The sequence below is a fragment of the Rhizobium anhuiense genome (assembly GCF_003985145.1).
Lineage (GTDB): Bacteria > Pseudomonadota > Alphaproteobacteria > Rhizobiales > Rhizobiaceae > Rhizobium > Rhizobium anhuiense.
Genome location: NZ_ML133527.1, coordinates 183,284 through 206,447, shown reverse-complemented (window position 1 = coordinate 206,447; position 23,164 = coordinate 183,284). Strand labels below are relative to the sequence as shown.

At 61.2% G+C, this 23,164-nt stretch carries 20 protein-coding genes; 7 read left to right on the top strand and 13 right to left on the bottom strand.

Annotation, left to right across the window (positions count from 1 at the left end; all coding sequences use genetic code 11):
- Positions 1–104 precede the first annotated feature (104 nt).
- Complete coding sequence (locus EEQ99_RS19375; protein ID WP_047610166.1) at positions 105–878, bottom strand: transporter substrate-binding domain-containing protein; 774 nt, start codon at positions 876–878, stop codon at positions 105–107.
- 331 nt (positions 879–1,209) lie between these two features.
- Here EEQ99_RS19375 and EEQ99_RS19370 point away from each other — a divergent pair, with 331 nt between their 5' ends.
- Positions 1,210–3,402, top strand: coding sequence for an OmpA family protein (locus EEQ99_RS19370; RefSeq protein ID WP_127430941.1), 2,193 nt, complete (start codon positions 1,210–1,212; stop codon positions 3,400–3,402).
- A 166-nt stretch (positions 3,403–3,568) separates the two neighbouring features.
- Here the strand turns inward: EEQ99_RS19370 and EEQ99_RS19365 are convergent, their stop codons facing one another.
- From EEQ99_RS19365 to EEQ99_RS19315, 11 genes are all read right to left on the bottom strand, one after another.
- On the bottom strand, positions 3,569–4,657 hold the full coding sequence (locus EEQ99_RS19365; RefSeq protein WP_047610162.1) for an ABC transporter ATP-binding protein: 1,089 nt from the start codon (positions 4,655–4,657) through the stop codon (positions 3,569–3,571).
- A 117-nt stretch (positions 4,658–4,774) separates the two neighbouring features.
- Entirely contained in the window at positions 4,775–6,229 is a 1,455-nt protein-coding gene (locus EEQ99_RS19360; protein ID WP_063475030.1) for an ABC transporter substrate-binding protein, read from the bottom strand.
- A gap of 44 nt (positions 6,230–6,273) precedes the next feature.
- Entirely contained in the window at positions 6,274–7,302 is a 1,029-nt protein-coding gene (locus EEQ99_RS19355; protein ID WP_018480741.1) for a carbohydrate ABC transporter permease, read from the bottom strand.
- On the bottom strand, positions 7,299–8,174 hold the full coding sequence (locus EEQ99_RS19350) for a carbohydrate ABC transporter permease (protein WP_028758823.1): 876 nt from the start codon (positions 8,172–8,174) through the stop codon (positions 7,299–7,301). Before EEQ99_RS19350 ends, EEQ99_RS19355 begins: the two co-directional genes overlap by 4 nt.
- Positions 8,171–9,103: a ribokinase gene (gene rbsK, locus EEQ99_RS19345; RefSeq protein WP_028758824.1), complete on the bottom strand. Its 933-nt coding sequence runs from the start codon at positions 9,101–9,103 to the stop codon at positions 8,171–8,173. Before rbsK ends, EEQ99_RS19350 begins: the two co-directional genes overlap by 4 nt.
- Before the next feature lie 12 nt (positions 9,104–9,115).
- Entirely contained in the window at positions 9,116–9,571 is a 456-nt protein-coding gene (locus EEQ99_RS19340) for an RbsD/FucU family protein (RefSeq protein ID WP_127430940.1), read from the bottom strand.
- 158 nt (positions 9,572–9,729) lie between these two features.
- Positions 9,730–12,117 carry an aldehyde dehydrogenase family protein gene (locus EEQ99_RS19335; protein ID WP_063475027.1) on the bottom strand — a complete coding sequence of 796 codons (2,388 nt, stop codon included), beginning with the start codon at positions 12,115–12,117 and terminating at the stop codon, positions 9,730–9,732.
- A gap of 5 nt (positions 12,118–12,122) precedes the next feature.
- Positions 12,123–13,136, bottom strand: a complete 1,014-nt coding sequence (gene deoC / locus EEQ99_RS19330; protein WP_063475026.1) for a deoxyribose-phosphate aldolase — start codon at positions 13,134–13,136, stop codon at positions 12,123–12,125.
- Between the two features lie 179 nt (positions 13,137–13,315).
- Positions 13,316–14,038, bottom strand: a complete 723-nt coding sequence (locus tag EEQ99_RS19325) for a DeoR family transcriptional regulator (RefSeq protein ID WP_028758701.1) — start codon at positions 14,036–14,038, stop codon at positions 13,316–13,318.
- A 369-nt stretch (positions 14,039–14,407) separates the two neighbouring features.
- On the bottom strand, positions 14,408–15,166 hold the full coding sequence (locus EEQ99_RS19320; protein WP_063475025.1) for an alpha/beta fold hydrolase: 759 nt from the start codon (positions 15,164–15,166) through the stop codon (positions 14,408–14,410).
- 55 nt (positions 15,167–15,221) lie between these two features.
- Entirely contained in the window at positions 15,222–16,997 is a 1,776-nt protein-coding gene (locus tag EEQ99_RS19315; RefSeq protein ID WP_127430939.1) for a cytochrome c biogenesis protein DipZ, read from the bottom strand.
- A gap of 357 nt (positions 16,998–17,354) precedes the next feature.
- On the opposite strand from EEQ99_RS19315, the gene EEQ99_RS19310 reads away from it, so the two are divergent.
- From EEQ99_RS19310 to maiA, 6 genes are all read left to right on the top strand, one after another.
- Positions 17,355–18,401, top strand: coding sequence for an alpha/beta fold hydrolase (locus EEQ99_RS19310; RefSeq protein ID WP_047610147.1), 1,047 nt, complete (start codon positions 17,355–17,357; stop codon positions 18,399–18,401).
- Positions 18,402–18,524: 123 nt separating this feature from the next.
- Positions 18,525–19,265: a response regulator gene (locus EEQ99_RS19305; protein WP_028758697.1), complete on the top strand. Its 741-nt coding sequence runs from the start codon at positions 18,525–18,527 to the stop codon at positions 19,263–19,265.
- On the top strand, positions 19,262–20,584 hold the full coding sequence (locus EEQ99_RS19300) for an ATP-binding protein (RefSeq protein WP_047610146.1): 1,323 nt from the start codon (positions 19,262–19,264) through the stop codon (positions 20,582–20,584). The genes EEQ99_RS19305 and EEQ99_RS19300 overlap by 4 nt, the downstream gene beginning before the upstream one ends.
- Before the next feature lie 191 nt (positions 20,585–20,775).
- Complete coding sequence (locus EEQ99_RS19295; RefSeq protein ID WP_028758695.1) at positions 20,776–21,192, top strand: organic hydroperoxide resistance protein; 417 nt, start codon at positions 20,776–20,778, stop codon at positions 21,190–21,192.
- Positions 21,193–21,294: 102 nt separating this feature from the next.
- The gene (locus EEQ99_RS34655) at positions 21,295–21,456 is read left to right on the top strand and encodes a hypothetical protein (RefSeq protein WP_164735947.1); all 162 of its coding nucleotides are present in this window, start codon (positions 21,295–21,297) and stop codon (positions 21,454–21,456) included.
- A 19-nt stretch (positions 21,457–21,475) separates the two neighbouring features.
- Complete coding sequence (gene maiA, locus EEQ99_RS19290; protein WP_097543675.1) at positions 21,476–22,111, top strand: maleylacetoacetate isomerase; 636 nt, start codon at positions 21,476–21,478, stop codon at positions 22,109–22,111.
- Between the two features lie 63 nt (positions 22,112–22,174).
- Here maiA and EEQ99_RS19285 read toward each other — a convergent pair whose 3' ends face one another.
- Positions 22,175–23,164, bottom strand: coding sequence for an aldo/keto reductase (locus tag EEQ99_RS19285; protein WP_097543674.1), 990 nt, complete (start codon positions 23,162–23,164; stop codon positions 22,175–22,177).

Genomic DNA, 23,164 nt, shown 5'->3' with positions numbered 1-23,164 from the left:
CCCCTCACGGCTTTTGCCGTTTTGATCTTGCCATCTTTGTCAAACAAAAATGGCGGAAGAGCAAGCCTTCCGCCATTACCTTCCTCGGCCAGATACCGAATTTCTTATTCGCCGTAAACGTCGAAGTCGAAGTACTTGTCCTGGATCTTCTTGTATTCACCGCTGGCGCGGATCGCGGCGATCGCCGTGTTCAGCTTTTCCTTGAGCGGATCGCCCTGACGGATGGCGATGCCTGCGCCGTTGCCGTTGATTTCCTTGTCGACCGGCAGCGTCGTCAGGATCTTGCAGCAGGCGCCGGCGTCGGACTTGACCCATTCGGAGAGAACGACGACGTCGTCGATGACGGCATCGACACGGCCACTGGCAACGTCCAGCTTGTATTCATCAGCCGTCGGGTAGAGCTTCAGCTCGGTGTCGGCGAGATGCTTCTCGGCATAGTTGGCGTGAGTCGTCGAGGTCTGCGCGCCGATCACCTTGCCCTTCAGGCCGGCGACATCCGCTATCGTCGAATCCTTCGGCACGGCGATTGCCGGCGGGGTGTTGTAGTACTTGTTGGAGAAGTCGACGAGCTTCAGACGCTCCGGTGTGATCGACATGGAGGAAACGATCATGTCGAACTTCTTGGCGTTGAGCGCCGGGATGATGCCATCCCAGTCGGTGCTGACGAAGGTACATTCCGCCTTCATCTCGGCGCAGAGCGCCTTGGCAATGTCGATGTCAAAACCCTGGATCGTGCCGCTGGCATCGACGAATTCGAAGGGCGGATAGGTCGAATCGGTGCCGATCACATACTTCTCGCCATCGGCCATGGCCGAGCCGGCAAAAAGGGACATCGCCGCGATCGAGGCTGCCGCGAAAATACGGGTGGAGATATGCATGAGGATCCTCTCTGTTGGTAGCCGTCGCTCCTTTTTCTCTTGGGCTGACGGCCGCAGTTCAACGGTGCTGAGACCGCCTTGCGGCGATAATCAGACTTTTTTTCATGGAATTGCAACACAAATCCCACCGCAATTGGGCGGTGCAAATAGCGGGCGAGATGAACGTCGGCAGACTGCAACATTCACGCGAGGTTAATCCCGACCTCCCTAGAACCGGAACAAATCGGCGGCTCGGCGATTGCCATTCCGCCGTTTCGCCTCAATGCGAAGCTAGGGGCGGAACCAGGGCCTTGCGGCCTTCAAGAAGCTCAAACAGGATCGAGGAAACCCGATGGGCATGAAATCAAGATTGTTCGCGAGCGCGGCTTTTCCGCTGCTTTCTCTTTCGCTGGCGCTGCAGCCGGCATCGGCGATGGCGGCCGTACGCGACGTTGCGACGCAGGCCGCGGCCGTGCGGCAGGTCGAGCCGGGTAGCTTCGAGGTGGCGCAGGATGCGCCTTCCGAGGAGGAGTTGCTGAAGAAGAAAAAGCACAAGGGACAGGGGGAAGCCCCGGCCGAACAGGCGCCGGCCGCCGAGAAGCCGGCGCAGCAGGAAGCGCCCGCCGAAAAGCCGAAGGCCGAGCGGAAGGAAGCACCTGAACCCAAGGCAGAGCCGGAAGCGCCGAAGGCGGAGGCACCGAAGGAGGCGCCCGCGGAGCAGCCTGAAAGCAAGCCCGAGCGGAAAGCCAAACAGCAGGCCCAGCCCGAGGCAAAGCCAGAGGCCGCGCCGCAGCAGGAAGAGCAGCCGGTAACGCAGGAAAAGCCGAAGAAGCCGAAGAAGCAGGAGACGCAGCAGGCCGAGCCGGAGGCTCAGCCTCAGCCCGAACAGCAGCCGGCAGCAAAGGAAGCTCAGCCGGAAACGGAACAGGCACAACCTGAAGCCAAGCCGGAAGGCGGCAAGCGGGAGAAGGGGCAGGATGAGGCCCAGGGCAAAGATAAAGGCAAGGGCAAGGCTGAGACTGCCGCTCCCGAGGCGGTGACACCGACCGAAGAACAGGCCAAGCCCGAAGCGAAGCCAGAGATGAAACCCGCAGCCGAGGCGCCTGCCAAGCAGAAGCCGACAAAGGGCGAGACTGCAACACCTGCAGAAAATGCCCCTGCGGCTAAGACGACCGAAGACAAGGCGGCAGCACCGGAAGCCGCGCCGGCCGAGAAGCCGAAGGACGGCACGGCGGCAAAGCCCGCCGGCGAGCAGCCCGCCGGCGCCCCGCCGGCCGCGCCCGCGACTGACACTGCCCAGCCGCAGCCGGACGCCAGCGGTGGCCAGCAGGTGGAGCAGGCTATTCCGGCACCGGAAAAGGTTTCGCCCGAGGAACTGGAGCGCCGCAAGAAGATCGCTGCAGATCCGGCCAAGAGCAATGAGACCGTCGTTCTGCCGGTCGAGAACGGCGCAGCCGTGCTCGACAGCGACAAGGATGCCGACCGCAGCAAGGGCCGCGAAGGCCGCCGCGACCGCGACCGGCAGCGCGCCGACAGCCAGGAAGTGAAGGTGCCGACCTCAGATGCCGATGCGCAGGCTGCCACCGGCGGCCAGGCGACGGCGCCGGTCAAGCTCGAGGCGGTGACCCGCGAGAAGGGCAGGAAGCTCGATGAGCGGCCGCAATTCGTCCGTCCCGACGGCGCGCGCTTCGACGACCGCGGCGACGACGACAGCCGGGTGATCATCCAGTACGACAACAGGACGATCGTGCGCGGCGACGACGACCGGCGCTTCCTGCGCGACGGCGAGCGGCCGAGCTACGAGGAGCTTTCAGGCGACCGCTACCGTGAGACGATCACGCGGCCGGAAGGCTACCGCATCGTGACGATCCGCAACCGCTACGGCGACATCATCCAGCGGTCGCGCGTCGACGCCCGTGGGCGCGAGGACGTGCTCTATTATTCGCAGGACCTCTATGACGATCCGGACCGCGACTATTTCGAGGATCCGGGCGCCGACCTGCCGCCGATGCGGCTGCGCGTACCGCTCAGCGACTACATCATCGACACGCGCAGCGACCCGAACCGGGACTATTACGAGTTCCTGAGCGAGCCGCCAGTCGAGCCTGTGGAACGTGTCTACTCGCTTGATGAGGTGAAGTATTCGGCCCGTATCCGCGACAAGGTGCGCCGCATCGACCTCGACACGATCACCTTCGCGACCGGTAGCGCCGAGATTCCGATGACCCAGGCGCGCACGTTGCGCAAGGTCGCCGACGCGATCAGCCAGGTGCTCCAGAAGGATCCGAGCGAGACCTTCCTGATCGAGGGGCATACCGATGCTGTTGGCTCAGACCAGAGCAACCTCCTCCTGTCCGACCAGCGGGCGGAATCGGTCGCCAACGTGCTCACCGACGTCTACGGCATCGCGCCGGAGAACCTCGCGACGCAGGGTTATGGTGAGCAGTATCTGAAGGTCAACACGTCGGGCCCCGAGCAGGAAAACCGCCGCGTCACCATTCGCCGCGTCACCCCGTTGGTCCGCCCGGTCGCGGCCAACAGGTAATGATGTTGCCCCTCTCCAGTTCCGGAGAGGGGCATTTCTCCTTTTGCGCGACGCGCTTTCGCGCCTATGCAGCGCTGCCAATGCCACGCATCTTTGAATTCATACCGAGCAGATCGCGATCTCCGCATGTCCTTTGATGGATCGCTGTATAGGGTCGCGGTGGTTCTTAGCCGACCGTGTCTCCGGTACTTTTAAGGAAGAAGTGCATTTTTTGGGGATCAATTGGAACGCTGATCCTGTCATCCGGGCCAACGCGCGAGGATGCGTCGATTTGGGCAGTAAAGGCTGCTGACCCGACCTTGCCGATCGCCAGTGTGTATGGACCGAGGGGCTCGATATCGGCGACATGGAGGCTCACAGTCGAAGCGTTTGGATCCCTGACCATCGTATGTTCCGGTCGGATTCCGAGAACCACGGACTGTCCCACTGCCGCCGAAAGGCGCTCGGCTCTTTGCGCAGGAATCGCAATGTCGACGTCACCCTCGGCTTGGAAGGCAATTCCACCGGAGGTTTGCACAAGTCGGCCCTCGATGAAATTCATGCTGGGCGAGCCGATGAAGGCAGCGACAAAGAGGTTCTTCGGGGATTCATATAGGGTGATCGGATCAGCGGCCTGCTCGATCCGCCCTTGATTCATAACCACGACCCGATCTGCCATCGTCATCGCCTCTACCTGATCGTGCGTAACGTAGACGATCGTGGTTTTAAGTCGGCGGTGTAAGAGCTTGATTTCTGTTCGCATTTCAATGCGCAATTTAGCGTCGAGGTTGGACAATGGTTCGTCGAACAGGAACACATCCGGCTGGCGGACAATCGCCCGGCCAATCGCCACACGTTGGCGTTGACCACCCGAAAGCGCGTTCGGCTTGCGTTTCAAATAGGCACCGAGATTGAGAATGCGCGCCGCATTTGCAACGGCGGCATCGATGTCCTGCTTCGGCGTTCCGCGCACCTTCATGCCGTAGCCGATGTTTTCGGCGACTGTCATATGCGGATAGAGCGCATAATTCTGAAACACCATCGAGCAATTGCGCAGACCCGGACGCAGCGCCGTAACGTCGCGCTCGCCGATCCGGATTTCCCCTGATGTCGTCTGTTCCAGCCCCGCGATCATCCGCAGGGTGGTTGTCTTCCCGCAGCCGGACGGCCCCACGAGAACCACGAATTCCTTGTCGGCAATTGCCAGATCGAGCGGAGGGATGACCTCAACGCTGCCAAAGGATTTGGTGACCTGATCCAAACGCACCTGGGACATGCTGTAACCTTTTCACGAGAATTCCATCGCCAGTTCTAAGCGGCGATCGTCTCCGTCTTCTTTCAACGATGCCTGATCCCATCCCGGCACCGCCGGGATGGGATGTTGCGGATGGGTTTATTTTGCAGGCAGGCCCATCGACGAACGATAGGCTGCCAGTTGCTTGTCGCGGCCAAACTCGTCCGTCAGCTTGTTCCATCCGGCAGCCACGGTATCCAGCGCCTGCTGCGGCGTCACTTCTCCTGCCAATGCCTTGGAAAGCTCGATCTCAAGAATTTCCGTATAGGAGAAATAGCCCGGCAGGCGCATGTCGAGCGCCGTGTTCTTGGCGGTTACCGCGTCCTTCTGGCTTCCAAGATATTCCTTTGCCTCACGCTCGGTGAATATCTTCGACCACAACGCCGTATTTGTCGTGTGCGATAGACGATAAGGATTGACGCCTGTGCCGCCGGTGATCGCCGCCTGACCGGAAACTGCCGGGCTCGTCAGGAACTGGATATAGTTCCAAGCCGCCTCCTGGTTCTTGGAAGACGACGGTACGGCTGCCTGCCAACCGCCGAAGGCCATGAAAGAGGTCTGGACGACGTGGTCGAACTTATCCCACTTCTTGGTCTTGTAGTTCCAGATTTCGTCCGATCCCGGCAGTGATGCCGAGCCGACGCTACCGGCAACCTTCGACTGCTTCGGATCGGCGGCAATGACGCCGGTATCGCCCCAGCCGATCGACTCGGCGACCTGGCCTCCGGCAAAGGCCGCGTTCACTTCGCCGAACGAGAAGTTCAGCGCATTTGGCGGGGCCAGTTTCGACGCGCGAATATATTCCTCCAGACCGCGCACCCAGCCCGGATTGTTGACCTGCGCATCCATCGTGTCGGGATCGAAGAACATGCCGCCGGGATTGTCGGGATGGCTGGTGTATCCGGCGACGTGACTGAACAGGAACCAGAATTGCTGGCCACCACGGCGAAAGGCTTCCGCCGTGCCCCAGAGGCCCTTGTCCGGCTGCTGGAAGAACTCGGCGATGTCGAGATATTCCTTCCAGGTTTTCGGCGGCGCGAGATCATGACCATACTTTGCCTTGAAGGCCTTCTGGTTGTCGGCGTTCTCGAAAAGGTCGATGCGGTAGGTATAGGTATGCGCGTCACCGTCCATGGTCTGTGACAGCACTTTGCCGTTCCAGACCATCAGTTGCTCGCGGTAAACCGGAGCGATGTCGTCCCAATCGGCACCCGATTGCATCGCCTTGGGCATTTCCGAGAGAAAATCGGTGAAGTCCGGCGCCCAGGCTGGCGCGAAGGCGACCACGTCGAACGTGTCTTCGCCCGAAGTCAGCGAGGTGACGATCTTGGGATAGAGTTCCGACCACGGAAATTCCACCACATTAACCTTGCCGCAGGTCTTTTCCTCCCAGCCCTTGGCCGCGAGTTGCAGCGCAGAGGCGATATAAGGTCCCGTCTGCGTCGTGGCAGTCAGCGTGACACCGGTGTAGTCCGGTTCGCATGCGAGCGCGGATGTCGTGCCCGTTCCAGCAAGCAGTACCGCTGCCGTTGAACTCAGTAGTAATCTTCTCATGTTTTCCTCCCCGGAATTAAACAATGACTAGGGTTGTCGGACGGTCACTTTATTGCTCCCAAAAGCAGGCCGGACCGCATCAGCCTGCTCAAAATGCCCGCCATGACGACCATGGGTATGATCGCGACCAGGGCGGCTGCCGATATCGACCACCACTCGTCGCCGCGCTGGCTGTTTTGCCCTGCGACGAGAATGGGAAGGGTCTGCCATTTGGAACTGGTCAGGAAGAGCGCGAACAGGAACTCGTTCCAGACGAAGGCGAGGGTGATCATGAATGTCGCGATCAGGCCCGGCTTGGACATGGGCAGGACGATACCGAAGAAAATTCTCCACGACGGCACATTGTCGACCATCGCCGCCTCTTCGACTTCAACCGGCAGTGCCGCAAAGAAATCGCGCATCAGCCAGATCACGATCGGCAGTGAGAAGGCGACATAGGCGAAGGTGAGGCCTGTATAGGTGTCGACCAGCTTGAACCCCAACTTGCCCATTTCCGTATACATCAGGAACAAGGCAAAGGCGGCGACGATCGGCGGAAACATGCGCTGGCTCACAAACCAGAAGACGATATCATCATTGCCGAGGAGTGGCCCCGGAAGCTTGATACGGCTGGAGCCGATGGCGAGCGCAAGCGCTGCAACAAAAGCAAAGATCAGCGATATAGCCTGCCCGTAGCCCAGCACATGGCGGCCGAGCAGATATCCGCCGAAGGCAACGACGACGAAAATCACGCCGGACAGCAGCTTGACCTCGAAGGTGAAGCGCACCAGCGCATAGGCGGCCATCGATCCGATGAAGGTGGCCAGCACCGATGCGGACAGCCCGACGATCGTCGAGGCGATGAAGGTGTTGTAGAACTGGCCGCGTGCGCCCGACAGAAGCTCGCTCCAGGCTGTCAGCGTTGGGTCGAAGTCGACAAATGGAATATAGGTCGGCCCGCCGACGACGCCGAGCGGCGACTTGAACGAGGTGATCGCGACCCAGTAAAGCGGAAAGAAGGTGAAGGCCAGCCAGAGCAGGCAGCCTGCAAGCGCCCACCAGCGGCCGGATCCCTTGAGGTCACGCACGCTCATTTGTGCTTCTCCAGATAGGGCTTCAGGATGGCGAGATAGACCAGCCCGATCACGGTGATGACGATCAGGAACAGGAAGGACAGGGCGGAAGTGTAGCCGAGGTTGAACTTCTTGAAGCCCTCCTGATACGCGAACAAGGTGAGCGTTTCCGTGGAAATGCCAGGCCCTCCACCTGTCATGACGAACACCGTATCGATGATCTTGTAGCTTTCGATGAGGCGGATGAAGACCACAGCCACCGAAATCGGCAGCATCATCGGGAAGGTGATCCCCCAGAACTGCTGCCAGGGGCTGGCATTTTCAAGCGCGGCAGCCTCGTAGACGTCCTCCGGCAGGGTTTGCAGCCCGGCAAGCAGCATCAGGATGACGAAGGGTGTCCACTGCCACACTTCGACGGAAATGATGGCGCCGATAGCCCATCTGGTCTGCGTCAGAAACGGCAGATTGGGAAAGCCGAAGGCGGTCATCAACTCATTGAGCGGGCCCATCGTGGGATTGAGGATCTGGCGGGCGATGAGTGCAACGGCAACGGGCGCCACCAGCATCGGCACCAGGAAGCTCACCCGGAACAAACCTTCGCCAGGCACCCGGCGGTTGAGCGCCAGCGCCACGGAAAATCCGATGACATATTGCAGCGTCACCGCGACAAAAGCGATGATCGTCGTCGTCCAGGCGACATTCCAGAAGCGCGGATTCTGAAGCAGTTCCATATAGTTGCCGAAGCCGACGAAATGCGCGGGGATCGGCGGCACGAGCCGCAGGCTCATGAAGCTGGTGGTCAGCGAATAGATCAGCGGAAAGATCGAGATCACCAGCACGATCAGCAGTGCCGGCCAGATGAAGACGTGCTTGATCGGATCGTTGCGGGTCATGCCGCGCCTCCTTGCCGGAGAAGCGCCTCGATTTCCTCGATCTTCGGCATTGCAGGCGCGGTACCCCGCCGCGTCACCGCGATACCGGCGGTCGCGCAGCCGAAACGCACGGCCTCGACCGGAGTAGCGCCCCGCGAGAGTGCCGCCGAGAAGCCACCGACAAATGCGTCGCCGGCGCCTGTGGTATCAATGACTGCTCCCGACGAGACGGCCGGAACATGAACCGATTGCCCCGCCGTATGGTACAACACGCCGCGACCACCCAGCGTGATCAGCGCGGCTTTCACGCCCTTGGCAAGAAAGGCGTCGCCAGCCCGTCTGGCCTCGTCGAGCGTGTCGAGCGGAAAGCCGACGATAGCGGCTGCCTCGGTTTCGTTTGGCACGATATAGTCGCAGAGCGGATAGATCGTGTCCGGAAACGGCTCTGCCGGCGCCGGATTGAAAACTGTGGTCACGCCGGCCGCATGGGCGATTTCGAGGGCGCGCTGCGCCGCTTCGGCCGGTTGTTCGAGCTGGGTGACGAAAACCGCCGATTGCTCGATGGTTTCGCGTGCCGCCTCGACATCACCAACGCCGATGGTGCCCGCGGCACCTGGATAGACGATAATCGCATTGTCGCCGTTACCGTCATTGACGTAGATGAAGGCAGCGCCGGTCGGCATATCGTCCATCTGGACAACCTTCGGCGTCACGCCCGCTTCCGCATAGGTCTTCAGCGCCATATCGCCGAACGTGTCGCGGCCGATCTTCGAGATGAAGGAGACTGTTCCCCCGGCGCGGGCTGCGGCGACAGCCTGGTTGGATCCCTTGCCGCCCGGGCCCACTGCAAAACCGGTCCCGGTGATTGTCTCGCCAATGTTTGGCATGCGCTTGGCCAGATAGGCCGTATCGGCGACGAAAATCCCGAGGATCGAAACACCCACCTTCATTATCGTTTCCCTTCAAACGGCTTCCGGCGGAATCACACCTTTGGTGAACAGGAAGCAGCCGTAGAAGCGGTTTTCGCCCGTGGTGATGACGCAATAAGCCTTTTTGGCTTCCTCATAGAAGGCGAAACGCTCGATGCCATACATCGGCGCCGGCTTGCCCTCGGCGCTGTCGATGACGGCCTGGACTTCCTCCTGCACTGGAGGGATCTCGTCCGGCGCGCCCATGATTTCCATTCGCCCGGCAGACGGCTGCAGCGGCGTATCCAGCGGCATCACCGAAAGAATAGCCTCGATGGCGCGGGCAGCGGACACATTGTCTATCCGCAACAGCTTGCCGAGCACCGTTTGCCGGGCAATCGAATCCGAAGGGAAATTGGTGTCGGAAACAACGACCGTGTCGCCATGCCCCATGGACCGGAGCGCGTGCAGCACATCCGCGTTCAGAGCCGGATCGATATTCTTCAGCATGGAAGTCCTCCCTTAATTGCACTATTTCGCGGCTCGTCGTGCCGCGGAACAGACCCCACAATCGCAGCTCCGTTACAGCTCTGCGATTCCCTCAAATTCCGTTGTTCTCGCCTGCCGGTGCGGTTCTCCTCCCGCCCGGATGACTAGAGCTGGAGCCCTTATTCTCCGTAGGGTATCCAGATATTCTTCACATCCACAGCGCGGCGAAGGTATAGCGCGCCCTCGGCAGCGGCTCGGTCCATCCAGTCCGTCGCCTTGCCATTGTCCACGAAGGTTCGCTTGAGATTGCCCGAAGACAGCTTCTCCACCGTCGTCGACAATTCCGCGGAGCCGAAGGCCCACAACGCATCAACGTCGTTGTGGGCGGCAAGGATCTTTGCCAGTTCCATCGCCGACCCGGTGACGATATTGACGACACCGGCAGGCACATCCGACGTTTCCAGAACGGAATAGAAATCCGTCGCCGAAAGCGGGAAGGGCTCGCTCGGCACCGCGACGACACGATTGCCGGTGGCAATCAACGGCGCAACCAGACTGATAAAGCCGAGCAGCGGCGCTTCCGGCGGGCAAATGACGCCTACGACGCCGATGGCTTCCGGCATGGCCAGGGCAACGCCGCGAAGCGGCGGCTGGTGAATGCCGCCTTCATATTTGTCCGCCCAGGCTGCGTAGGTGAAGAGGCGCGAAATCGCGGCGTCGACCTCGGCATTTGCATTGGCTGCGGACGCTCCGGTCATCGCTGTTATCCGCGAGGCGAACTCATCGGCGCGACCATTGAGGTTTTCGGCGATGTAATAGAGGATCTGAGCGCGGTTATGCGTGGTGGCATTCGACCAGGCGGAGGCGGCCTGTGCGGCAACCACGGCATTGCGGATGTCCTTGCGGTTGCCCTCGCCGACCTCTCCGACCGCCTTGCCTTTGGGGGAGGCGATGACACGGGAATAATTGCCGTCCGGGCGCGCCTGCTTGCCGCCGATGAAGAGCTTTGCCGTCCGGTCGATGGTTGGCAGGGCAAAATCGCCGGCAACCGGCTTCACTTGCGAAAGTGCGGGCATTGCTGCGCGCGCCTTGCGACCGACCCAAGCCTTCGGCTTCAGATATTCGTAGCAACCTTCCCGTCCGCCTTCACGGCCGAACCCGGACTCGCGCTTGCCACCAAAACCGACGGCGGCGTCAAAAAGATTGGTGGCATTCACCCAGACCACGCCGGCTGCGAGCTTTGCCGCAACGTTCAGCGCCAAGCCGATCGTCTCACTCCAGACACTGGCGGCGAGGCCGTAGCGGGTATGATTGGCAAGCTGGACGGCTTCTTCCGGTGTGCGGAAAGTCATGGAGACCGCAACCGGCCCGAAGATTTCCTCGGTCGCGACGATCGATGTCGGCTGCACGCCGCTGAGAAGCGTCGGCGGGTAGAAGCTGCCGCCTTTCGGCAGGTCGATCTTCGCCTGATGCAGCGTCGCGCCTTCTGAAACTCCCTTTTTCACCAGGGTTTCGATACGCGTCAATTGCACGGGTGCGATGATCGCACCCATATCGATGCACTTGTCCAAAGGCTGACCGACCCGCAATGTCTGCATGCGGCGCTTCAGCCGCTCATGGAAAAGATCGGCAATGCCTTCCTGGACCAGAAGCCGCGAACCCGCGCAGCAAACCTGCCCCTGGTTGAACCAGATCGCGTCGACCACGCCTTCCACGGCGCCGTCGATATCGGCGTCGTCAAAAACGACGAAAGGTGACTTGCCGCCGAGTTCCAGCGTCAATGATTTGCCGCTGCCTGCGGTACGCTCGCGAATAACGCGCCCGACTTCGGTCGATCCGGTAAAGGCAATTTTGTCGATATCCTCATGCCCGACGAGCAGCGCGCCGGTTTCGCCTTCTCCCGTCACGATATTGAGCACGCCCGGCGGAAGGCCCGCCGCAGATGCCAGTTCGGCAAAGAGAAGCGCCGTCAGCGACGTGAATTCGGCAGGTTTCAGGATGACGGTATTGCCGAGCGCCAAAGCCGGCGCCACTTTCCAGGCCAGCATAAGGAACGGGAAATTCCAGGGGATAATCTGGCCGACGACGCCCACCGGCACATGGTCGGCGAATTCCGTGTCCTGGATTTGCGCCCATCCGGCGTGATGATAGAAATGACGGGCTGCCAGCGGCACGTCGAGATCGCGGGTTTCGCGGATCGGCTTGCCGTTGTCGATGGCCTCGACCACAGCAATCAGACGTGCATGGCGCTGGATCATCCGGGCAAGTGCATAGAGATGGCGCGCCCGCGCGTGGCCCGGCAATCGCGCCCATGACGCCTGCGCCTTGCGGGCCGCAGCAACCGCGTTGTCCACATCCGCCGCACCGCCGTTGGCGAGCTTCGCCAGGACCTTGCCGGTGGCTGGCTCGAACGTGTCGAAACTCTTGCCCGATACCGAGGGCACGAACGCGCCATTGATGAAGTGACCGAAACCGGAAGCGTGGCGCGCCAGCCAGTCGCGCGCTTCGATATCGGATTCAGGGGCAGGGCCGTAGGACATTTCGTCGAAATACTTGGCAACAGTCATCTGGATCATCCAATCGGGTGTCTGTTGAGGGCCGAATAGGCACCGGTGACATGATGCTCCAGCTGCCGTTCGATATCAGCAAGCAAGCTCGATGCACCGATGCGGAAGAGATCGGGCTCCAGCCATTCTCGCCCCAGTTCATCCTTCATCAGGAACTGGTAGTTTAACACGTCCTTCGCCGCGGAAATGCCACCGGCCGGCTTGTAGCCGATCTTGATGCCGGTGCGCTCGTAATAGGCGCGGATCGCCCGCAGCATGGTCAATGTCACGGCCAGCGTCGCATTGACGCCTTCCTTGCCGGTCGAGGTCTTGATGAAATCGGCGCCTGCCATCATGCAGACCAGCGAGGCCCTGGCGACATTGCGCAACGTCTTCAGGTCGCCGGTCGCCAGAATGGCCTTGACATGCGCATCACCGCAGGCGGCGCGGTATTCTTTCATTTCCTCGTAGAGTGCCGTCCAGTTGCCGGTCAGCACATGCTCGCGGGTGATGACGATGTCGATTTCCTTGGCGCCATCGGCAACCGATGCCTCGATTTCCTTGACCTTGAGGTGGTGCGGGCTGAGGCCGGCGGGGAAACCGGTCGAAACCGCTGCGACCGGAATGCCGGAATCGCCGAGCGCCTCGACGGCTGTTGCAACAAAACGATGGTAGACGCAGATGGCGCCGGTCGTGATCGAACGGCCGCTCATGCCAAGCGAATCGAGAAGGTCGGCGCGTACCGGATTCATCGCCTTCGCGCACAACCGCTTGACGCGCTCGGGGGTATCGTCGCCGTTCAACGTCGTCAGATCGATGCAGGTAACCGCCTTCAGGAGCCAAGCCGCCTGTGCGTCTTTTTTGACAGTCCGGCGTCCGGGAAGCGAGGCTATGCGGCGCTCGGTGGCAGACAGGTTGACCCTAGCATCGAGAACCCAAGAGAGATCGAGTTCCATGCCGGCATTGCGCGGCCGGTTATGGGTGCGCTCCGGCGATTGCGAGGGGGCGTTTGCCGCATTGTGAACAGCAACGGTTTCCAAACAGAATCCTCCCGGGCAGAGTGTGAAGATCCTGTTGCTCTCTGTGCAGATGCACGCAGCGAAAGACGGTCTTCACAATCAACGAAAATGTTAGTTTTTTTTCATTGTTTGTGAGAGTTGCATCACCTGGCTGTCGCGTCAAGTTAGATTTCGACAGGCGCAGAAAAAATGCGGATTTGTCAGTCGAAATCGCTCATGCCGTTTTCGGTAATGACCGCATCGAACGCCTTCATCTCGCTGAAAAAGGCTGGCTTCAGCTTGCCGATCTTGCTGCTGTCGGCGAGAAGAATATTCTTCCGTGCGCGGGACATCGCCTTTTTCTTGATCTCCGCTTCGTGGAAATGCGCGCATGTCGCGCCACGCCGGGCATCGATACCGGCTGCAGAAAGGAATGCCACGTTGATCACCAGCGAATCGAGCATTTCCAGCCCCGAGGCACCGGAAAAGCTTGCCGATGCGGGGTGATAGAGACCGCCGAGCATAACAAGGCGAACGTTGGGTTTTCGCGTCAGACGATCGGCGACGTTCAGCGCGTAACAGATCGCCGTTATATGAATCTTGTCTGGGAGAAGATCGACCAGATAGGGCAAGGTGGTGCCGCAATCGAAAAAAACGGTATCGTCATCGTGAATGTAATCAATGGCTTGTGTGCAGATCTGTCGTTTTGCCGCGGCATGGCTGTCGGCTGCCCTGGAAATTTCATAGGCATCGTTCTCCGCTTCGACAGCCGGAACGATATGGCCGCCCAGGAACGCGAACTGGCCTGCATTGGCGCTGACATCACGCCGAACCGTCATTTCCGAGACGCCCAGGATCTCGGCAGCATTCTTGATGTGCAGAATGCGATGTTGTGAAAGGGCCTCGGATAAGACTGCGATGCGCCGGCCCCTGCGACTATCCATATCGCGCGTCTCCCTTATCGTTTACACTGGAATAGTGTTCTGACGAAAATTTAACAAGGACTGCCATTCTCGAGTCTCGTTCGGCCGTGGATCTGCGATTCGGCATTTGCGCCGAGACACAGTTTCTGCACCAGCCGGTTGCGCCCGACATGGCATATCGCTTCAATTTTATAGGGAACCTCCTCAATTTGAAATGAGAATTTGTGAATGATCTTCCATTTTTTGATGGAATAGTCACAAAACTGTATAAATGGCGCCGACTTGGCCGCGGGAGCGGGTCCCGGCCGGCAGGGCGCGCCTCCGGTCGGGCGGACGCCCGACCGGAGGCATCATCCTCGCGACTGCTTAGGAACATTTCCTGGCTGCGCGCTACTTGCCGGCTTGTCTTGCCGCCTTTTCGATCGCATCGGCGACCTTTTCCGCTTGGGAGGCGAAGACGGCGTGGCTGGCCTTGATTTCGGTCACTTCGCTGCCGGCGCGTTTTGCCATGTCACGCTCCAGATCGGGGTTGATGGAGCGATCCTCGGTGGCGACGATCGACCAGCTTTTTTTTGTTCGCCATGCCGGCTGGGTGATCTTGGCCGAGAAAGCCTGCTTCGAGGCGAAGACCTGCGACCTTGCCATGAAATCGGTTTCGGCTTGCGGAAGGTCTGCTGCGAAAGCCGCAGCGAAGGCGCCGGGATCGAGATAGAGATATTTGCCGTCCTTCGTTTCCTTGATATCCATGCTGCCGGCGGGCTTCGAGCTGGCGAGGCTGAGCAGGCTTTCGCCCTTGTCGGGCTGGAAGGCGGCGACATAGACGAGCCCGGCGACATTGGGATCATTGCCCGCTTCGGTGATAACCATGCCGCCATAGCTGTGGCCGATGAGTAGGCTTGGTCCTTGCTGCAAGTCGAGAACGCGCTTGGTCGCCGCCACATCGTCCTCGAGCGAGGTGATGGGCTGCTGGACGATGGTGACGTTGAAGCCGCGTTTTTCGAGAATGTCGGTCGCCCTACGCCATCCCGAGCCGTCGGCCAGCGCGCCGTGGACGATCACGATGTTTTTCACCTCGGCAGCCTCTGCCGCGAATGCGATGACGGTGGTGGCAAATGCAAGCGCTGCGGTGAACATAAGACGTCTATTCATGACTATTACTCCTGTGGGTCAATGTTAAGGGTCGGGATATTGATGCGTCCCGGGTTCAGCCGAATGTGAAAGCGTAGGCTTGCACCCCGGGATCGAGGAAGCTGATTTCGAAATTGCGGGCGACGACCGGGCCGGACTGGCGGACAAGCTGGTAAAGCCTGGTCGCGGTCACCGTGCCGTTGCCGTCGGCATCGATGTCTGCGCCGTGGTCAGGCCCCGGCGCCTTGCCGTCGATCTTCACCTGGAAGCGGATCGGCTTGCCGTCGGCGCCAGGCCCGAGAACGAGATGCAGATCGCGGGCGCTGAAGCGATAAGTGATGCCGCCGCCCGGCTGATCAAGGGTCGCCTGATCCGGGCCGACGATCCAGGCTCCGGAGAGGCCCCATTCGTTGAGGCCCGGTTCGCCGATCGTATGATTTTGCGCCACGTCGGCCTGCAGCCCTTCCGCAGAGGCGAAGTTCGCCGCCTGTTCGTAGCCGAGATAGGTCTCGCCGGAGCGGATGTTGCGGAGATCAGGGCCGGCTTCCACGCCCTTGGCATCCGGCGTGACCGGCGCGCTTGCCGTCGTCTGGCTGCCGGCCTCACGCAACAGGTCCTGAATGGCCTTTTCGGTCCTGTCGTAATTGCCTTCGCCGAAATGGTGGTAACGAATCTGGCCCTTGGCATCGATCAGATAGGCGGCAGGCCAGTAGCTGTTCTGGAAGGCGCGCCAGATTTTGTAATCATTGTCGATCGCAACGGGATAGCCGATCTTGAAATCGTCGATTGCGCTTTTGACGTTGTCGATCTTCTTCTCGAAGGCAAATTCCGGGGCGTGGACGCCGATCACCACGAGGCCCTGGTTGGCATATTTTTCCGCCCAGGCCCTGACATAGGGGATGGTGCGAATGCAGTTGATGCAGGAATAGGTCCAGAAGTCGACGAGAACCACTTTGCCCCGCAACTGCTCTGATGTCAGCGGCTTCGAGTTCAGCCATTCGACCGCGCCGTCGAGCGAAGGCGCGTCACCTTCGACGGGCAGATCGCTGCGGAAGGGCTTCTTCGTATCGGCGGCGGCGATCACCATGTCTTTGCTCGCCAGCTCGGAGGATGCGCCACTCAGCGGCCTTGCATGCAACCTGTTGAGCACGGCCTGTTCCAGCGATGCGGTGCTGGCGTAGGAGAGCCGGGCGAGCAGGCTGGTATCGAGGCCGAGCGCGATGACGGCGACACCCGCCAGCACGGCAGCGCCGAGCCCTTGACGAATCCGGTCGCCGAGGCCGAGAGAGCGCTTCATGGCGGTGAATATCCTGCCGCCGACCAGCAAGGCGGCGGCAAGGGACGTTGCAGCACCGGCGGCATAGGCGATCAGCAGGAAGGTCGTCTGCAGATTGGCGCCCTGCAAGGCCGCCCCCGTCAGAACGAGGCCGAGGATCGGTCCGGCGCAGGGGGCCCAGAGCAGACCGGTGGCGATGCCGAGAATGAGCGCGCTCTTTGCCGTCGGGGCGGCGCGTCCGCCGCCGCTGGCATTTAGCAGGTTGTTTCCAAGGTCGACGACCGGCCGGGCAAGCGTGCTTGCGAAGCGTGGTGAAAGCAGGCTCAGGCCAAAGAGCCCAAGCAGGACGATCGCGGCAAGGCGGCCATATTCATTGGCGCGAATGGCCCAGCTGCCGCCGACTGCGGCAAGCGTGGCAACCAGCGCGAATGTGGCGGCCATGCCCGCCAGCATGGGCAGCGTGCTCCTGACGAAGGGCTGTCCGGCACGGGCAAAGACGAAGGGGAGGATGGGGAGGATGCAGGGGCTGAGGATCGTCAGCGCGCCTCCGAGATAGGCAATGATCAGAAGTGTCATCATCGTTTCCTTTGAAACCGATTGATCGGGCTCTGGACGGCGATGGGGCCCGAACCAGCAACGGCGGGGATATGGCCGGGCGGACGTATCCTCGATGTGTCCGGTTTCGCGGGGAAATGTACCGAACTATTGCGGTCGCGGCGGGCGATACAAAGCGATACAAACTGCCGCCCAGCGATGGGCTGTGGCGAAAGCGCCGGGGCCGGCGCGAGGCTTTGCTCGGTCGGCGCGATTGTATCAGAATGTATCCCGGCGGCCGAAAGCTACATCCGCATGCAAAACCGACGGCTTGCGACATATGAGGGATACAAGCGCAACCTCATTTCAGCACCGTGATCCATTCGACAGGAGAGACCGATGTCAGAGCAAATCAATCATCACCGCCGCCGCTTCTTCGGCATGACGGCCGTCGCCCTTGCGGCGGTCGAGTTCGGCGTGGCCGGCAAGGCCGCCGCTCAATCAGCGCCCGCCGCATCCGTGCCTGACGTCAAGGTGGGAACCCACACGTCCTTCGAAGCGCTGAAGCAGGTGAAAGCCGGCGTGCTCGATATCGGTTATGCCGAGGCGGGGAAGGCGGACGGTCCTGTCGTGCTGCTGCTGCATGGCTGGCCCTATGACATCTATAGTTTCGTCGATGTCGCACCGCTGCTTGCCTCGGCAGGCTACAGGGTGATCGTGCCCTATCTGCGCGGTTACGGCACGACCCGCTTCCTGGACGACCAGACGCCGCGCAACGGCCAGCCGTCAGCGCTCGCCGCCGATATGATCGCGCTGCTCGATGCGCTCGATATCGAGAAGGCGGTCATTGCCGGCTATGACTGGGGCGGGCGGACCGCCAACATCATGGCGGCGCTCTGGCCGGAGCGTTGCAAGGCGATGGTCTCGGTGAGCGGCTACCTGATCGGCAGCCAGGAGGCCAACAAGAAGCCGCTGCCGCCGAAGGCCGAACTTGCCTGGTGGTATCAGTTCTATTTCGCCACCGAACGCGGCCGTCTGGGTTACGAGAGCAACACCCATGATTTCGCAAAGCTTATCTGGCAGACGGCTTCGCCGAAGTGGAACTTCGACGATGTCACATTCGGCAGATCGGCCGCCGCCTTCGACAACCCCGACCACGTCGCCATCGTCATTCACAATTATCGCTGGCGCCTGGGGCTTGTCGAAGGCGAGGCCAAGTACGATGCCTATGAACAGACGCTTGCGGGAGCGCCTGTCATTTCCGTACCGACGATCACCATGGAGGGCGATGCAAACGGTGCACCGCATCCGGAGCCTTCCGCCTATGCCGGAAAGTTCTCCGGCAGATACGAGCATCGCACGATCGGCGGCGGCATCGGCCATAACCTGCCTCAGGAGGCGCCGCAGGCCTTCGCGCAGGCTGTCATAGACGTCGATCGCTTCTAAGTCGACGGTATCGTGCCGCAGGGCCTCGTTGCTCCGGCCGGCGGAATATGCGTAGGTCGCGTCAACCGCTTCGATATCGAGGCGGCGGGCGCGGCCGCCTTTACGGGTGAGGAACCGGGAAATATGGATCATGTCGATCACATCCTGATTGTCGATGACGATCGCGAAATCCGCGAGCTGGTCTCGGGCTATCTGCAGAAGAACGGTCTCAGGACGAGCGTTGCCGCCGACGGGCGCCAGATGCGCAGTTTTATCGAGGCCAATGCCGTCGACCTGATCGTGCTCGATGTTATGATGCCGGGCGACGATGGGCTGGTGCTGTGCCGCGAACTGCGTGCCGGCCGGCACAAGGCGATCCCGATCCTGATGCTGACGGCCCGCACCGATGAGATGGACCGGATCCTCGGCCTGGAGATGGGCGCCGACGACTATCTTGCCAAACCGTTTGCAGCGCGCGAGTTGCTCGCCCGCATCAAGGCGGTGCTGCGGCGGACGCGCATGCTGCCGCCCAATCTGCAGATCAGCGAGGCCGGACAGTTGCTGACCTTCGGCGACTGGCGGCTCGATACGGTCGCCCGGCATCTTCTCGACAAGGAGGGGACCGCGATTGCGCTTAGCGGCGCCGAATACCGTCTGCTTCGCGTCTTCATCGACCATCCGCAGCGGGTGCTCAATCGCGACCAGCTTCTGAGTCTTACACAGGGCCGCGACGCCGATCTCTTCGATCGCTCGATCGATCTCCTGGTCAGCCGGCTGCGTCAGCGGCTGGGCGACGACGCACGCGAGCCGACCTACATCAAGACGGTGCGCAGCGAAGGTTATGTGTTTTCAGTTCCGGTCGAAATCTCGGAGCTGCGCCAATGAAGTCGGTGGTCCCTTTGCGCTCGGGTTTGGCTTGGCCGAGCACGTTGCGCTCGCGGATATTTCTGATCCTGCTGATTGGCTTGGCTGTGGCCTACGGGCTGTCCTTCAGCGTTCTTTATATGGAGCGCTATATGTCGGCCAAGGCCGTGATGCTCGGCACGCTGGAAAACGACGTTGCGACGTCGATTGCCGTTCTCGACCGACTTCCGCCAGGCGAACGTGGCGATCTGCTGGATCGGCTGAGCCGCGGCAACTACCGTTTCGTGCTCGGACCCGGCCTTGCCGGCGTGCCTGACACGTCAAGCAAGGGCGCCGAGATATCAGGCAAGATCGAGGAGGCGATCGGGCACCGCTTTCCGATCCGTATCGAACGGATTCCTGGCGATGTGAACCGGTTGCAGGCGCATCTGACGCTCAGCGACGGAAGCCCGTTGACGATCGACGTCACGCCGAAGGGGGTCATGCCGATCGCCGCGTGGTTGCCCTATGTCTTCGTCATCCAGATGGCGCTGCTCATTCTTTGTACCTGGTTTGCGGTTCGTCAGGTTATCCGACCGCTCGGCGCGCTTGCTGCCGCCGCCGATGCCCTCGACCCGAACAAGGATGGTCCGGCCTTGAGCGAGGCGGGGCCGAGCGAGGTCGCGCATGCGGCAAGGGCGTTCAACGCGATGCGGGAGAGGATTGCCCATTACCTCGAAGAGCGCGTCCAGATCCTGGCGGCAATCTCGCATGACCTGCAGACGCCGATCACTCGCATGCGGCTGCGCGCCGACATGGCGGAGGATTCGCCGGAGAAAAACAAGCTGGTGCATGATCTCGGCGAGATCCAGCGTCTCGTCCAGGACGGGATTGCCTATGCGCGCAGCGCGCATGGCGACGGCGAGAAGAACGCCCGCATCGATCTCGCCTCGTTCATCGACAGCATAGCCTATGACTATCAGGATACCGGAAAGGCCGTCACCGTCGTCGGGCTGGTTCACGGCGCCGCCTTCACCAAGCCGCATGCGCTTCGCCGAATCCTGTCGAACTTCATCGACAATGCGCTGAAGTTCGCCGGCGCTGCCGAGATCAGCGTCGAGCGCAGCGCCGAGAACGATATCGTCATCACAGTCATGGATCGCGGGCCGGGAATTCCGGACGATCTGCTGGAAGCCGCCATGCAGCCTTTCTTCCGGTTGGAACAATCCCGCAACCGGGAAACCGGCGGCACCGGTCTCGGTCTTGCCATCGCCCAGCAGCTGACGGCCAAGATCGGCGGGTCGCTCCGGCTCTACAATCGCGCCGACGGCGGACTGGCGGCGGAAGTCACCATCCATTGACATCGGCAGCCGCCGCAAAATTTCGCGATGTTTGTATGTAAAGATGTCCTCGATATCGGATGCTACGTTTTGTGACATTTCGGGCGATTTCGGAAACATGGCGGATATATCCGTCGGTCAAAACACACTCCGTCAACCCGGCCGCGCAGCGCGGCCAGTCGCCTGAAGCGACGCAACACAAGGAGTGTTCCATGACAAAGATCGACAAGGTTCTCTATACCGGCAAGACCCATACGACGGGCGGGCGCGACGGCGCTTCGCACAGCGACGACGGCCAGCTGGATATCAAGCTTTCGCCTCCGGGCAGCAACCGGGCCGGCACCAATCCCGAACAGCTTTTCGCCGCCGGCTGGTCTGCCTGCTTCATCGGCGCGATCGGCTTTGCCGCGGCCAATCAAAAGGTCAGGCTCCCCGCCGATCTCGCCGTCGACACCGAGGTCGATTTGGGAACGGCCGATGGCGGCTATTTCCTGCAGGCCCGTCTCAAGGTCAGCCTGCCAGGGATCGAAGCGGATGTGGCAAGAGCGCTCATTGAAGAGGCGCACCAGACCTGCCCTTACTCGAAGGCCACGCGCGGCAATATCCATGTCGAATTGAGCGTTGCCTGACGAATGCATTGCCCGCCGAAGGCCATTGGCCGCGGCGGGCAAAGGACAGCAGCCGAAAGCAAACACGACGAGGCCGACCGGGCCTCGTCGTTGGAGGATCTGATGAGATTGATGATCATCTGCATTCTGGGAGCGGCGGTCTTCGCCGCGCCCTGCATCTACGACGTAAGCTCGCAGGAGCCTTCGCCGCTTGCGGGCCTCGTGACGGCAGCATCCGCAGCGTCGTCTTCCGGGGCGCCGCGGCCGTTCCAACCCCTCTTTTAGGTCGCTAGGGAGAAGACCCGTGAAGCTCTATCAGAATGAAATTTCCTCGGCGACGTCGAGAGTCCGTATCGCGCTCGCCCTCAAGGGATTGACGGCGGAAACACTGCCGGTGACCATCCTCGGCGAAAATGCCGAGAGCCGGCAGGCCGGATATCGCAGCGTCAATCCGCAAGGGCTGGTCCCGGCCTTGCTGACGGATGGCGGCGTCCTCATCACCCAGTCGCTGGCGATCGTCGAATATCTCGACGAGATTCAGCCCGAACCGGCGCTGCTGCCTGGAACGGCGGAGGACAGGGCGCTGGCGCGGTCGATCGCGCTTGCGATCGCCGCCGAGATCCATGCGCTGCTGCCGCCGCGGATCGGCCTGCATCTCGGCAAGACCTTCCAGGCGGATGCCGATGCCGTTGCCGCCTGGAATCGTCATTGGGTCGGCGAGGGAATGGCCGCGATCGAGACGATGATCGCCGGCCGCAGGCAGGGGGCTTTCGCCGTTGGGGATCAGCCGTGTGTTGCCGATATCTTCCTTTTTCCTCAGGCGATCAGCGCCCGGCGTATGGGCTTCGATCTCGCCCAATGGCCAAATATCGCGGAGATTGTCGCTCGGCTGGAAGCGATACCGGCCTTCCAGGAGAACGCGCCGGCACCGAGACGATGATGCGATCGACGAAGAAGCGGCCGCAAATGACTGCGGGCGCTCCTTTTCCATTGTTGGCGGCCCTCAGCGATTGACCCTTGCCTGCAGATGCGCGGGATAACGATCGCCTTCCACCTTGATGGTGGCGAGCGCGTTTTCGATGCTGCCAAGATCCTCGGCCGTCAGTTCGATCTCGGCGGCCTGAATGTTCTCCTCGAGGCGATGCAGCTTGGTGGTGCCGGGGATCGGCACGATCCAGGGTTTTTGTGCCAGCAACCATGCCAGGGCGACCTGGGCGGCGGTTGCCTTCTTGTGGGCGGCGATGTCCGCGAGCAGATCGACGAGTGCCTGGTTGGCCTTGCGCGCTTCCTGGGAAAAGCGCGGCACGATGTTGCGGAAGTCCTTGCTGTCGAAGGTCGTCGTTTCGCTGATCGCGCCGGTGAGGAAGCCCTTGCCGAGCGGGCTGAAGGGCACGAAACCGATGCCGAGCTCTTCGAGCACCGGCAGGATTTCCTGCTCGGGTTCGCGCCACCACAGCGAATATTCACTCTGCAGTGCCGCCACCGGCTGGATCGCATGGGCGCGACGGATCGTCTGGGCGCCTGCTTCCGAGAGGCCGAAATGCCTGACCTTGCCCTCGGCGATCAGCGCCTTGACCGTGCCGGCCACATCTTCGATCGGGACATCGGGGTCGACACGATGCTGATAGAAGAGGTCGATGACATCGGTCTTCAAACGCTTCAGCGCCTGGTCAGCAACCGCGCGGATCTGTTCCGGCCGGCTGTTCATGCCGCTCTGGCCGCCATTGGCATCGAAGTTGAAACCGAATTTCGTGGCGATCACCACCTTGCTGCGGAAAGGCGCCAGGGCCTCTCCCAGAAGCGCTTCGTTCTGATAGGGGCCATAGGCCTCGGCCGTGTCGAAGAAGGTCACGCCGCGTTCGAACGCGCGGCGGACCAGCGCGATCGCCTCCGGAATTGCTGTCGCCGGGCCATAACCATAACTCAGCCCCATGCAGCCGAGACCGATGGCCGAGACTTGAAGCCCGCTCTTTCCGAGTTCACGTTTCTGCAT

Excerpts from the sequence above, each read along its gene's own strand:
- EEQ99_RS19325 (WP_028758701.1), bottom strand. The coding sequence starts at position 14,038 with ATGGATAGTCGCAGGGGCCGGCGCATCGCAGTCTTATCCGAGGCCCTT.
- EEQ99_RS19340 (WP_127430940.1), bottom strand. The coding sequence starts at position 9,571 with ATGCTGAAGAATATCGATCCGGCTCTGAACGCGGATGTGCTGCACGCG.
- rbsK (WP_028758824.1), bottom strand. The coding sequence starts at position 9,103 with ATGAAGGTGGGTGTTTCGATCCTCGGGATTTTCGTCGCCGATACGGCC.
- EEQ99_RS19315 (WP_127430939.1), bottom strand. The coding sequence starts at position 16,997 with ATGACACTTCTGATCATTGCCTATCTCGGAGGCGCGCTGACGATCCTC.
- EEQ99_RS19285 (WP_097543674.1), bottom strand. The coding sequence starts at position 23,164 with ATGCAGAAACGTGAACTCGGAAAGAGCGGGCTTCAAGTCTCGGCCATC.
- EEQ99_RS19295 (WP_028758695.1), top strand. The coding sequence starts at position 20,776 with ATGACAAAGATCGACAAGGTTCTCTATACCGGCAAGACCCATACGACG.
- EEQ99_RS19360 (WP_063475030.1), bottom strand. The coding sequence starts at position 6,229 with ATGAGAAGATTACTACTGAGTTCAACGGCAGCGGTACTGCTTGCTGGA.
- EEQ99_RS19310 (WP_047610147.1), top strand. The coding sequence starts at position 17,355 with ATGTCAGAGCAAATCAATCATCACCGCCGCCGCTTCTTCGGCATGACG.
- EEQ99_RS19370 (WP_127430941.1), top strand. The coding sequence starts at position 1,210 with ATGGGCATGAAATCAAGATTGTTCGCGAGCGCGGCTTTTCCGCTGCTT.
- EEQ99_RS19350 (WP_028758823.1), bottom strand. The coding sequence starts at position 8,174 with ATGACCCGCAACGATCCGATCAAGCACGTCTTCATCTGGCCGGCACTG.
- EEQ99_RS19335 (WP_063475027.1), bottom strand. The coding sequence starts at position 12,117 with ATGACTGTTGCCAAGTATTTCGACGAAATGTCCTACGGCCCTGCCCCT.
- EEQ99_RS19300 (WP_047610146.1), top strand. The coding sequence starts at position 19,262 with ATGAAGTCGGTGGTCCCTTTGCGCTCGGGTTTGGCTTGGCCGAGCACG.
- EEQ99_RS19320 (WP_063475025.1), bottom strand. The coding sequence starts at position 15,166 with ATGAATAGACGTCTTATGTTCACCGCAGCGCTTGCATTTGCCACCACC.
- EEQ99_RS19365 (WP_047610162.1), bottom strand. The coding sequence starts at position 4,657 with ATGTCCCAGGTGCGTTTGGATCAGGTCACCAAATCCTTTGGCAGCGTT.
- EEQ99_RS34655 (WP_164735947.1), top strand. The coding sequence starts at position 21,295 with ATGAGATTGATGATCATCTGCATTCTGGGAGCGGCGGTCTTCGCCGCG.
- EEQ99_RS19305 (WP_028758697.1), top strand. The coding sequence starts at position 18,525 with ATGGATCATGTCGATCACATCCTGATTGTCGATGACGATCGCGAAATC.
- EEQ99_RS19375 (WP_047610166.1), bottom strand. The coding sequence starts at position 878 with ATGCATATCTCCACCCGTATTTTCGCGGCAGCCTCGATCGCGGCGATG.
- EEQ99_RS19355 (WP_018480741.1), bottom strand. The coding sequence starts at position 7,302 with ATGAGCGTGCGTGACCTCAAGGGATCCGGCCGCTGGTGGGCGCTTGCA.